The organism is Cryptosporangium minutisporangium, assembly GCF_039536245.1.
Taxonomy (GTDB): Bacteria; Actinomycetota; Actinomycetes; order Mycobacteriales; family Cryptosporangiaceae; genus Cryptosporangium; species Cryptosporangium minutisporangium.
Map to the genome: position 1 here is coordinate 23,079 of NZ_BAAAYN010000010.1, position 10,867 is coordinate 33,945.

The 10,867-nt window shown below is 71.4% G+C and carries 9 protein-coding genes and 3 tRNA genes; 8 read left to right on the top strand and 4 right to left on the bottom strand.

The annotated features are described in order from the left end of the window. Nucleotides 1-69 precede the first annotated feature (69 nt). From ABEB28_RS08180 to ABEB28_RS08210, 7 genes are read left to right on the top strand one after another with little or no spacing between them, the layout of a single operon-like run. Nucleotides 70-1,653 carry an ATP-binding cassette domain-containing protein gene (locus ABEB28_RS08180; RefSeq protein ID WP_345727372.1) on the top strand — a complete coding sequence of 528 codons (1,584 nt, stop codon included), beginning with the start codon at nt 70-72 and terminating at the stop codon, nt 1,651-1,653. Continuing rightward, nucleotides 1,650-2,540 (top strand): branched-chain amino acid ABC transporter permease, encoded by an 891-nt coding sequence (locus ABEB28_RS08185; protein ID WP_345727373.1) that lies wholly within the window; start codon nt 1,650-1,652, stop codon nt 2,538-2,540. The genes ABEB28_RS08180 and ABEB28_RS08185 overlap by 4 nt, the downstream gene beginning before the upstream one ends. Next, nucleotides 2,533-3,699: a branched-chain amino acid ABC transporter permease gene (locus tag ABEB28_RS08190; protein WP_345727374.1), complete on the top strand. Its 1,167-nt coding sequence runs from the start codon at nt 2,533-2,535 to the stop codon at nt 3,697-3,699. Before ABEB28_RS08185 ends, ABEB28_RS08190 begins: the two co-directional genes overlap by 8 nt. Then, on the top strand, nt 3,696-4,946 hold the full coding sequence (locus tag ABEB28_RS08195) for an ABC transporter substrate-binding protein (RefSeq protein ID WP_345727375.1): 1,251 nt from the start codon (nt 3,696-3,698) through the stop codon (nt 4,944-4,946). Before ABEB28_RS08190 ends, ABEB28_RS08195 begins: the two co-directional genes overlap by 4 nt. Before the next feature lie 2 nt (nt 4,947-4,948). Beyond that, on the top strand, nt 4,949-6,544 hold the full coding sequence (locus ABEB28_RS08200; protein ID WP_345727376.1) for a class I adenylate-forming enzyme family protein: 1,596 nt from the start codon (nt 4,949-4,951) through the stop codon (nt 6,542-6,544). Next, nucleotides 6,541-7,359 carry a TIGR03084 family metal-binding protein gene (locus ABEB28_RS08205; RefSeq protein WP_345727377.1) on the top strand — a complete coding sequence of 273 codons (819 nt, stop codon included), beginning with the start codon at nt 6,541-6,543 and terminating at the stop codon, nt 7,357-7,359. The genes ABEB28_RS08200 and ABEB28_RS08205 overlap by 4 nt, the downstream gene beginning before the upstream one ends. Further along, nucleotides 7,356-8,231: a PaaX family transcriptional regulator gene (locus ABEB28_RS08210; RefSeq protein ID WP_345727378.1), complete on the top strand. Its 876-nt coding sequence runs from the start codon at nt 7,356-7,358 to the stop codon at nt 8,229-8,231. The genes ABEB28_RS08205 and ABEB28_RS08210 overlap by 4 nt, the downstream gene beginning before the upstream one ends. A gap of 81 nt (nt 8,232-8,312) precedes the next feature. On the opposite strand, the gene ABEB28_RS08215 is transcribed toward ABEB28_RS08210, so the two are convergent. Beyond that, on the bottom strand, nt 8,313-9,863 hold the full coding sequence (locus tag ABEB28_RS08215; RefSeq protein ID WP_345727379.1) for a glycoside hydrolase family 3 C-terminal domain-containing protein: 1,551 nt from the start codon (nt 9,861-9,863) through the stop codon (nt 8,313-8,315). Here ABEB28_RS08215 and ABEB28_RS08220 point away from each other — a divergent pair. Next, nucleotides 9,762-9,980 (top strand): hypothetical protein, encoded by a 219-nt coding sequence (locus tag ABEB28_RS08220; protein WP_345727380.1) that lies wholly within the window; start codon nt 9,762-9,764, stop codon nt 9,978-9,980. The genes ABEB28_RS08215 and ABEB28_RS08220 overlap by 102 nt on opposite strands. A gap of 183 nt (nt 9,981-10,163) precedes the next feature. Here ABEB28_RS08220 and ABEB28_RS08225 read toward each other — a convergent pair. The 3 genes from ABEB28_RS08225 to ABEB28_RS08235 all read right to left on the bottom strand — a co-directional run bounded on the left by ABEB28_RS08225 (nt 10,164) and on the right by ABEB28_RS08235 (nt 10,436). Next, nucleotides 10,164-10,238, bottom strand: a tRNA-Val gene (locus ABEB28_RS08225). A 1-nt stretch (nt 10,239) separates the two neighbouring features. Further along, a tRNA-Cys gene (locus ABEB28_RS08230) sits at nt 10,240-10,311 on the bottom strand. A gap of 52 nt (nt 10,312-10,363) precedes the next feature. After that, nucleotides 10,364-10,436 (bottom strand) — tRNA-Gly (locus ABEB28_RS08235). Nucleotides 10,437-10,867 lie beyond the last annotated feature (431 nt).

A 10,867-nucleotide genomic window follows, 5' to 3' on the forward strand; every position in this document is an offset into this window, starting at 1 on the left:
GCCACGCAACCCCTTCGGGTCGGCCCGTCGTCTCGGCCGTCGTCGAAGGACTGGCTCGGAAGGCCACGTATGCGCGATCCACTCCTGGCCATCGACGATCTCGAGGTCGTGTACGACGGCGCCGTGCAAGCGCTCCGCGGTGTCTCGTTGCGAGTCGACGCGGACAGCGTCGTGGCGGTACTCGGCAGCAACGGCGCGGGCAAGACGACGCTGTTACGCGCGGTGTCCCGGTCGTTGGGCGCCGTCGGCGGCACGATCAGCGCCGGCTCCGTCCGCTTCGACGGACACGACCTGGCGCGCCGGGACGCCTCCTGGGCCGTGCGTGCCGGGTTGGTCCAGGTACCCGAGGGGCGGCGGATCTTCCGCGACCTGACCGTCGAGGAGAATCTCCGGGCCGGAGGCACCACGGTCCGCGACGCGCGGACCCGCAAGAGCGCGTTCGAACGGGTCTACGAACTCTTCCCGATCCTCGCCGAGCGCCGTCAGCAGCGCGGAGGCCTGCTCTCCGGCGGACAGCAGCAGATGCTCGCGATGGGCCGGGCGCTGATGACCGCACCGAAGTTGCTCCTGCTCGACGAGCCCTCGCTGGGGCTGGCCCCTCAGCTGGTCGAGCAGATCGGCGACCTGATCGGACAGATCCACGCGCAGGGCACCTCCGTCCTCCTCATCGAGCAGAACGCGGCCATGGGCCTGCGGGTCTCCGACCGTGCCTACGTGCTGGAAGTCGGCCGGATCACCGCGGAGGGCACCTCCACCGAGCTGGCCGCGACCGACGACATCCGCGACCGGTATCTCGGCGTCGGCGCCACCTCGTCGACCCGGACGACACCGCGGGACGAACCGATCGAGGTGTCGGTGCACCTCCAGCGCTCCTCGACGGCCGAGGCCCGGGTACTCCGCGTCGACGATCTCCAGGTGCGGTTCGGCGGCATCGCGGCGCTCTCCGGAGTGTCGTTCACCGTCGAGGCCGGCACGGTGCACGCGTTGATCGGACCCAACGGCGCAGGGAAGTCCACCTGCCTCAACGTTCTCGGCGGCGCCTACCGCGCGACCTCCGGCTCCGTCCACTACGGCGACACCGAGCTCACCACGCTCCCGGCGCACCGCATCGCCGACCTCGGGGTCGCCCGCACTTTCCAGAACCTCTCGCTGTCCCTGGAGGCCACCGTCGAGGACAACCTGTTGGTCGGCCGCCACCGGATCATGCGGGCCGGCACCTCGTCCCAAGCGCTCCGGCTCCCACGCGCCCGGAAGGAGGAGCGCACCGAACGCGCGACCGTGCGCCGCATCGCCACGCTGCTCGGTATCGACGGACTCCTCGATCGCAGCGTGCACACGCTCTCCTACGGCGACCGCAAGCGGGTGGAGATGGGCCGCGCGCTCGCCGCCGAGCCCACGCTTCTGCTGCTCGACGAGCCGGTCGCCGGCATGACGCACGGTGAGTCGATGGCGATGGCCGACACGATCCGGGCCGTGCAGCAAGAACTGGGACTGTCCATCCTCCTCGTCGAGCACGACATGCCGTTCGTCATGGGGCTCGCCGAACGCGTCACCGTGCTCGATTTCGGCAAACGCATCGCCGAGGGCAGCCCCCAGGACGTTCAGCGGGACCCCGAGGTCCTGCGCGCCTACCTCGGAACGGCGGCGGCATGACGTACCTCCTCACCCAGCTCGCCAACGGCCTGTCGCTGGGCTTGATCCTCGGCCTGATCGCGGTCGGCTTCGTCATCGTCTTCACCTCGACCGGTGTCCTCAACTTCGCGCACGGCTCGGTGCTACTGGCCGGCGTGTACCTCGTCGCCGTACTCCACGAGTCCCTCGGCTTCTGGTTCGCCGCCCTCGTCGGGATACTCGGCGCGGCCTTACTGGCGGTACTGATCAACGCCGTCCTGGTCCGCAACCTGGCCGAGTCGAACCCCGGCACCGCGGCGATCCTCATGCTCGGCGTCGACATCCTCCTGCTCACCGAGTTGACCCGCCGGATCGGCAGCGACGTCAAGCCGCTGGGTGCCCCCTGGGGCGCCGACGTCGTCTCGGTCGGCGGTGTCACCCTTCCCTGGAGCCGAGCGATCGCCGCGGCCGTGGCCCTCGTCGTCTTCGGTCTGCTCTGGTACCTCTTCGCCCGCACCTCCGCCGGGGTCGCGATGCGAGCGGCGGCCGCCGACGGGGACACCGCGGCCCTGATGGGCATCCGCCTGTCCCGTACCGGTGCGGCCGGCTGGGCGCTGGCCGGAGCGCTCGCCGCGGTGGCCGGCATCTTCCTCGCGTCCTTCCCCGCGCCCGGGGTGACACCGACGCTCGCGGTCAGCGCCTTCGCCGCGATCCCCGCCTGGGTGCTGGGCGGCTTCGACTCGGTCGTCGGCGCGATCGTGGGGGGCCTGGTCATCGGGGTCGTGACCGCGCTCGCCGTCGGCTACGAGTCCGAGCTGCACTTCCTCGGCCGCGGACTCGGGGAGGTCGTCCCGTACGCGGTGATGATCCTCGTGCTGCTGGTGCGGCCCTCCGGCCTGTTCGGCGGCAAGGAGGCCGTCCGTGTCTGAGCTCCTCCGCAAGGCCCCGGTGCTGGCGCTGCTCCTCGTCGGATTGGCACTGCCGCTGGTCCTGGACGACTTCTGGCTCCAGACCGGACTGTTCGCGATGGCTGCGGCCGTCGGCGCGATCGGGCTGACGCTGCTGGTCGGTACGGCCGGCCAGCTCTCTCTCGGCCACGCGTTCTTCGTGGCGCTCGGCGCCTACTCCTACGCCTGGACGGTGGGCGAGGTTGGCGGACGCGCCGCCGGTCTCGGCTTACCCCCGCTGCTGGGGCTCGTCCTGGCCGGTCTGGTGGCGGCGGTCGCCGGTGCGGTGTTCAGCCCGATCTCCGGCCGCCTCCGCGGGATCTACCTGGGACTCGCCACCATCGGACTGGTGTTCCTCGCCCGGCATCTCATGGTCAACATCGAGGACGTGACCGGCGGGTTCAACGGCCGAACCGTCGAGCCGTTCGCGGTTCCCGGCTTCAGCTTCAGCAACGCCGATCCGGACTACCTCGCGATCGCCGGTGTCGAGTTCCAAGGCCTGCACCGGCTCTGGTACCTCTTCCTCGGCATCGCCCTGCTCGCCGCCTGGCTGGGACGCAACGTCAAGTCCAGCCGGGCCGGCCGGGCCCTCGCCAACGTCCGCGACAGCGAGGCAGCGGCGGCCGCGATGGGCATCCACGTCGCTCGCGCCAAGGCGACGGCGTTCGTCATCTCCTCCGCCTACGCCGGTGTCGCCGGTGCCCTGATGGCGCTGGCCTACGGTCGGATCGCTCCGGACCTCTTCGGCTTGCAGCTGTCGATCGACTTCCTCGTGATGATCGTGCTCGGCGGTCTCGGCTCCGTCGCCGGCGCCGCGGCCGGCGCGGTGTTCGTCGTCGCGCTGCCGCTCGTGCTCACGCAGTACGGGTCGGAGCTGCCGTTCCTCGCGGCCCCCGGCTCCGGCGGATTGGACGCGGCCACCCTGTCCCGGCTGCTCTACGGCGCGTCGATCATCGCCGTCCTGCTCTTCTTCCGCGGCGGCCTGGCCGGCGCCGCACAGAGGGTCCGTCACCGCTGGACCCGCCGGTCCACGGACGCCGAACTGCCGCCCCCCACGCCCGACTCCTCGCCCACCGCTCCGAACGCCGACGCCCCCCTCGCCTCCGACGCCCCGCTCACGTCCAAGGAGACCGCTCCATGAGAAACCGGATCCGCACCGCACTGGTGGCCGTCGGCTGCGTCGCAGCCCTGGCCGCCTGCTCGACACAGGACCCCGACGCCGGCAAGGACGGCGCCAACGGGGACGTGAAGACCGGAAACGGCGTCACCGGCGACACGATCACGGTCGGCATGCTCACCGACCTCTCCGGACCGTTCGCCGCCGGCGCGGCCGTCCAGGTCACCGAAACCAAGGCCTACTTCCAGCAGCTGAACAAGGACGGCGGGGTCTGCGGTCGGCAGGTCGAGGTCGACGTCCGGGACCACGGTTACGACCCGCAGAAGGCCGTCACCCTCTACCGCAGCATGGCCTCGAAGGTCGTCGCGCTGCAGCAGGTACTCGGCGGTCCGACCTCGGCCGCCGTGCTCCCGCTGGCCGAAGCCGACGGCGTCTACCTCGGCGGGCACGGCTGGTCCAGCGTCGCGCTGGAGTACGAGAACGCCCAGCTCCCCGGCACGACCTACAGCGTCGAGTCCGCCAACGCCGTGGACTACCTGGTCGACGAACTCGGTGTGTCGAAGGGTGACAAGGTCGGCGTCGTCTACTTCGTCGGTGACTACGGCAACGACTCGCTGGCCGGCGCGAAGCACGCCGCCAAGGAACGCGGCCTCGAGATCGTGCCGCAGGAGATCACCCCGCGCGACGCGGACCTGTCGGCCCAGGCCTCCGCGCTGAAGCGCGCCGGGGTGTCCGCCGTGATCCTCGGCGCCGCTCCGGGCCAGCTCGCCTCGCTCGCCGGGGTCATGGCGTCGCAGGGCCTCAACGTGCCGATCGTCGGCAACACGCCGACGTTCGGACCGTCGCTGCTGAAGACTCCGGCCGGCCCCGCGCTGCTCCGCAACTTCTACACGGTCACCAGCATCGCGCCGTACAGCCTCGACGAGCCCGCCGTCAAAGACGCCCAGCGCCTGTACACGGCCGCCGACCCGGACGGCGAACTCGGCTGGGAGGTCCCGCTCGCCTACGCCCAGGCCGAGCTGCTCACCGTGGCGCTGAAGGCCGCCTGTGACGCCGGAGACCTCACCCCCGAGGGTGTCGTCGCCGCCATGCGCAAGACCGCGGACCTGGACACCAAGGGCCTCTACGCCACCCCGCTGGACTTCACCGACGCCACGCAGCCCCCGACGCGCACGGTCTACGTCTCGCGGGCCTCGGCCGACGCTCCCGGCGGGCTGAAGGTGCTGACGACGCTCAGCGGCCCCAGCGCCAAGTCCTACAAGTTCGAGTGACGATGGTTGGTCCCGTTCGGCGCTGCGAGCTCACCGCTTCGGCAGCGAGCGGCCTGGCGGAGCGCGTCGTCGGCGACGTGCTCCGCCGGCCCGCCCGGCTCGGTCCGACCGACATCGTCGTCCGAGCCGTAACTCCGTCCGGCGAGACGGTCTGGACCGCGGCGGAGCTCCTGAGCGACGCGGAAGGGGTGGCAGCCGGTCTCCTGGCGCGGTACGCGCCGGGGGACCGGATCGCCACCTGCCTGGTCAACGGCCCCGAGGCCGTGCTGCTCCAACTGGGCGTAGCGCTGGCCGGGATGACGCTGGTCCCGGTGAACCCGCGCTCCCGGCCGCAAGAGATCGAACACGCGCTCAGCCTGTCCGGCGCCACCGCGATCTACGCGGCTGAAGACGCGGCGGGCAACCCGGCCGCCGATATCGCCACCGATCTCACGCTTCCGCTCGAGGTATTCCGTTGCGACGGTGACTGGCGAGCGCTCGTGACCGCCGAGACCGTCCCCCTTCCCGACGTGGCACCGGACGCGCTGGCCCAGATCCAGTTCACCTCCGGCACGACCGGCCGCTCCAAAGGCGTCCGGATCACCCACCACGGAATGGTGGTCACCTCGCACGCCTTCCGCGATCGGATCGGACTGCCGACGGGCGGCACCTGGGTCAACCCGATGCCGCTGTTCCACACGGCGGGCAACGTGCTCGGAGTGCTGGGCGCGCTCTGGCAGCGGTGTGAACACGTGGTGCTGCCGTTCGCGCCGGCCCCGGTGTTGTCGCTGCTGGCCGCGCGGGAAGCCACCCTGCTCTCGGCGGCGCCGACACTGCTCGACCTGCTCATGGCGCGGCCCGAGATCCACACCGCGGACCTCGACGCGCTGCAGGTCGTGTTCACCGGAGGCCAGACCATCGGACCCGCGTTCGCCGAGCGGGTCGAGCGCACCTTCGGTGCGCGGCTGTCGACCACGTTCGGGATGACGGAGACCTGCGGCGCCGCTCTGCAGACCGCACCGACCGACCCCGACGAGGTCCGCTGGACGACGGTCGGGCGTCCGCTACCCGGCACGGACGTCCGCATCGCGACTCCGGCGGGCCACGCCACGGCACCGGGCGAGCCGGGGGAGCTGTGGCTCCGCGGCGCCCGTCTGACCACCGGCTACTACGGGGACGACCAGGCGACCGCCGCCGCGATCGACCGGGACGGTTGGCTGCACACCGGCGACCTGGCCATCATGGACGCGACGGGGGCCTGTCGTATCGTCGGCCGGCTCAAGGACATGATCAAGACCGGGGGAGAGAACGTCTCCCCGGAGGAGGTCGAGGAAGTCATCGCCGCACATCCCTCGGTGGCCCGGGCCGCCGTCGTCGGTGCTCCCCACGACCGCTGGGGCGAGTTGGTCGTCGCGTTCGTGGTGGCCGCCGAGGGCGCCGGAACCGTCGAACCCGCCGCGCTCGAGCAGCACTGCCGCGAGCGACTCTCCCCGTTCAAGGTGCCCCGCGCCTGGCGAGTCACGGACGAGCTGCCGATGACCGCGTCGACGAAGATCCAGCGTGCGGAGCTCCGTCGTCGAGCGGCCGCCGACCCGACCCTCCGACCGAGGACCTCATGAACTCCGCACTGCTCACGCAGCTCCTGGACGACCTCGCGCAGGAGGGCAGCGAACTCGACCTGCTCGTCGCGGAGCTGCCCGCGGCGGCGTGGGCCACCCCGACGCCCGCCGCCGGCTGGACGATCGCCCATCAGATCGCCCACCTGGCCGGGACCGACGAAGTCGCCCGTCTCGCCGTGGTCGATCCCGACGAATTCCGCACGCAGCGCGACAGAGTCGACCCGACGGCGAACGGAACGATCGACGCGGCCGCGGAGGCCGGAGCGGCCGCCGCCCCGGACGAGTTGCTCCACCGCTGGCGGACTGCGCGCGCCGCACTCGCCTCGGCCCTGCTGGCGCTGCCCCAGGGCACGCGCATCCCGTGGTTCGGCCCCGACATGGGTGCGACCTCGATGGCGACCGCCCGGCTCATGGAGGTGTGGGCCCACGGCGTCGACGTCCGGGACGCGCTCCACCTACCCACCCTCGCCACCTCTCGACTGCGGTCGGTCGCGCACCTCGGCGTCCGAACCCGCGACTTCGCCTTCTACCAGCGGTCGCTGAACCCTCCCGCGGCCGAGTTCCGCGTCGAACTCACCGGACCGAACGGCGAGCCGTGGACGTGGGGTCCGCCCGACGCCGCCCAGCGAGTCACCGGCCCGGCCCTGGACTTCTGCCTCTGCGTGACCCGCCGCAGGCACCGCGACGACCTCGCGCTGCAGGTGATCGGAGACGACGCGAACCGCTGGATCGACGTGGCGCAGGCGTACGCCGGACCGCCCGGACCGGGACGACGGCCGTCCCGGGACAGCACGGAGGATTCGATCCCCCGGTGACGCGCGTGGAACTGCAGGAGACCGAGCACGACGATGTCGACGGCGCCAACCAGTCGGTCGGATCCGGGAACGGCCGCCGTCCGCAGACGCTGGTGTTCGCCTTCTTCGGGGGCGTGATCCACGGCCGCGACCTGCCGCCCATCCCGACGGCGGTGTTCCTCCGGCTGTTCGGATCGCTCGGCGTCGCTCCCGCGGCTGCGCGCGCCACCCTCGCCCGCATGACGCGTCGCGGACTGCTCGAGCGCGTCCGGATCGGGCGGGCCGCCCACTACCGATTGAGCCCGGTCGGTGATGCGATCGTGCGCAAGGCGGCCCAGCGCGTCGAGGCGCCCGCGCCGTTCGAGCACCCCGACGGGCAGTGGACGCTGTTGAGCTACTCGATGCCGGAGACCCGGCGCGACCTGCGACATCGGATGCGGGCGGCGCTGACCTGGGCGGGGTTCGGCGGGCTGCGGGACGGACTCTGGATCGCGCCGGGCCTCGTCGACGTGGGCGAGGTCTTCGCCGAGGCGGGGCTCACCGAGGCCGCCGGACTGGCCGACTGGTTCGCCGCTCAGCCCTTGCCCGGAGTGCAGGTCGAGGACTTCATCCGCCGGGCGTGGCCCGTCGACCGCATCCGGGAGGAGCACGACCGGTTCATCCAGAAGTGGTGGACCTGGTCCGACGAGGAGGACCCGCTCGCCCAGCTCACCCTGCTGGGCTCGGACTGGCTGCGGGTGCTCCAGGCCGACCCCGGACTTCCGGCCCGCTTCCTGGCCCCGGACTGGCCCGCTGCGCAGAGCACCTCGGTCTACCGCCGGTGCCACCAGGCGCTGCTACCGGCCGCGGAACGGCGTCTCGACGTGGAGCTGGGTCTGGCTACCGTCGATTAGCGGTACCGCGCGCCAGCGCAGCGGAGGGTAACGCCGGTGCGGGGCGGCACGCCGATGGCGTGCCGCCCCGCGTTGTGGAGGTCAGCCCGTGCTGAGCGTGCCCGCCAGCTTGGCGTCGCTGACCGAGCTGCCGACGTAGATCGGGACGGCGCCCTTCGGCGTCACCCAGGCGTCGGCGGCGCTGTCCCAGTAGGAGAGCGACCGCTTCGGAATGGCGATCGTGATCGTCTTGCTGTCACCGGCCGCCAGCGTCGTCTTGGCGTACCCGACGAGCCGCCGGTCCGGTGTCGGGACGGAGCCCGGGAGCGGTCCGGCGGAGACCTGGGTGACGTCGGTGCCGGCCCGGCTGCCGGTGTTCTTCACCGTGAGCCGGACGCTCGCGGGGTCGCCGCTGAGCGGTAACAACGCGACCGCGTCCCGGCTGAACGTGGTGTACGACAGCCCGTAGCCGAACGGGAAGAGCGGTGTCCGGCCGGCCTTGCGCAGGTACTGGTAACCGACGAAGACGTCCTCGTCGTAGGTGACCGTGCCGTTCGTGCCCGGGTAGGACGCCGGCGACGACCCGACGGGCCGCTGGCTGTTGCTCGCGGGGAAGCTCACCGGCAGCCGCCCGCCCGGATCAGCGTCGCCGAAGAGCACCGACGCCGGACCGGTTCCGGTGGCCACTCCCGGGTACCACGCCTGCAGCACGCCCTGCACCTTCGACAGCCAGGGCATCAGGACGGCTCCGGGCGTGTTGAGCACGACCACGGTGCGCGGGTTCGCGGTGGCGACCGCGTCGATCAGCTGGTTCTGGTCGCCGGGAAGGTCGTAGGAGTCGCGATCCATGCCCTCGCCGGTGCTCTGGTTGACGTAGACGATCGCGACGTCGGCCTTCTTCGCGGCCTCGACCGCGGCCGGAATGAGCGACGTGGGCTGCCAGCCCAGGTGCAGTTCCGGCCCGAAGTAGCCGGGGCCCTGCGCCGAGACCGTGGAGTACTCGACGGTGATCGGCACCGCCTTGCCCGCGGTGAGCGGCACCTGTCCGGAGAGCGGGTAGGTCTCCGGACCGAACTGGAACCGGGAGAAGCTGCGGTCCCCGTCGATCACGGTCTTGCCGCCGATCGTCACCTTCACCGAGCCGGAGAGCACGGTGGAGATGTTCGCGGTGCCGGTGGCGGTCGGGGTGAGCGTGCCGGTCCACCGCGCCGACCAGGCCTGCGGTAGCCCGGTCGTCGGAGCGCCGGTGAAGTCGACGGTCGGCGTGGTCTGGGTCTTGACCGGGCTGCCGGAGAAGTCCGCGGACGGGTAGAACGTCGCCTGGAGACCTGTTACCGGCGCTGGCGGCCGCGGTGTTCTTCGCCGGAGTGGTCCGGGCGCAGTTCGTGCGGCGTTGGCGCCCCGACCTACTGGCCGGGCTGACCGGACGACGAAGGCTGGTGCCCCAGCCCGAGACGTCCAGAGGCCGCCACGCCGCGGCGCCGGGTGTTTCCCGCGCTCAACGCTGAGCGATCGGCGGCGGGCGCGGTTCGTGTCGGCGACCATGGGGTGGTGTCCATTCGGCGCCTCACTGTCCAGGGCCACGACTGGACCGTGACGGAAAGGACCGGGGAGCGCGGGATCTATGACTTCGAGTGGCTCACCGGCCCTCATCCGTACGGGTTCACCGCAGGGATGCTCGGCGACGGGTTGATGAATGAAGCGGATCTGGAGTCTGCGATCGCCGACTTCCTCGCTCAGATCAACCCCGAGACCGGCTATCTCGACTGACAGTTCTTGCCCTGCCGAACTGGGGGTTGGCGCGGTTCGTCTCGCCGGGCAGGCAAGTGGGTCGCCGGCTTCGCCGAGGGCCAAAGTTGGGCCGTGTCGCTGGGGTCTGCGAACCAACCGCTGACGCGGACGTCCAGAAAGCAAACCAGGTCAGGGCCGTTGAGGCTCTGACCTGGTCAAATGTGGTGGGCGATACTGGGATTGAACCAGTGGCCTCTTCCGTGTCAAGGAAGCGCTCTCCCACTGAGCTAATCGCCCGAGGCGGCGGCGGGAATCGAACCCGCGTACAGGGCTTTGCAGGCCCTTGCCTAAGCCACTCGGCCACGCCGCCGGAGTCACTGCTGGTGCTAGCGGCCCGGCACAACGCCCGAGGGCGCCTGTCGAGCGGACGACGGGATTCGAACCCGCGACCCTCACCTTGGCAAGGTGATGCTCTACCAACTGAGCCACGTCCGCGTGTTAGCTCCGACCGGGTTTGTGGCCCGCTCGCTGCTGACAGGGAGAACTGTAGCCGAGTCCCGCGACAAGGTTCAAACCCGGGGGACGTGTCGCCGACCACCCACGGTCATCCGAGGGTCGTCACCACCCGGTGTCGGGTGGGGTCGGCTCTGGTAAAGCCCGGGTTACCAGGAGGTTGTGGCTGGTCGGCGCAGAGGGTTCGGGTGCCTGTCGTTCGCTCCGACGGCGGCAGCCGAGTGGCCGGACAGTCGGCCAGTTCCGGCAGCCGGGTGGCCGGGTGGCCGGGTGGCCGGGTGGCCGGGTGGCTGGGCGGCCGGGTGGCCGGAGCGAGTGCGCCTGGCGCACTCCGCGGCCAGCGGGGTGGTGTTGCTAGGCGGGACCCTGCACAAGTCGCCGCTCTGGCGTTGTGTCAAGCGCCGGGTTTGGTG

Coding starts and splice junctions, on each gene's coding strand:
- ABEB28_RS08205 (WP_345727377.1), top strand. CDS start 6,541: ATGAACTCCGCACTGCTCACGCAGCTCCTGGACGACCTCGCGCAGGAG.
- ABEB28_RS08195 (WP_345727375.1), top strand. CDS start 3,696: ATGAGAAACCGGATCCGCACCGCACTGGTGGCCGTCGGCTGCGTCGCA.
- ABEB28_RS08185 (WP_345727373.1), top strand. CDS start 1,650: ATGACGTACCTCCTCACCCAGCTCGCCAACGGCCTGTCGCTGGGCTTG.
- ABEB28_RS08180 (WP_345727372.1), top strand. CDS start 70: ATGCGCGATCCACTCCTGGCCATCGACGATCTCGAGGTCGTGTACGAC.
- ABEB28_RS08200 (WP_345727376.1), top strand. CDS start 4,949: ATGGTTGGTCCCGTTCGGCGCTGCGAGCTCACCGCTTCGGCAGCGAGC.
- ABEB28_RS08215 (WP_345727379.1), bottom strand. CDS start 9,863: ATGAGGGCCGGTGAGCCACTCGAAGTCATAGATCCCGCGCTCCCCGGT.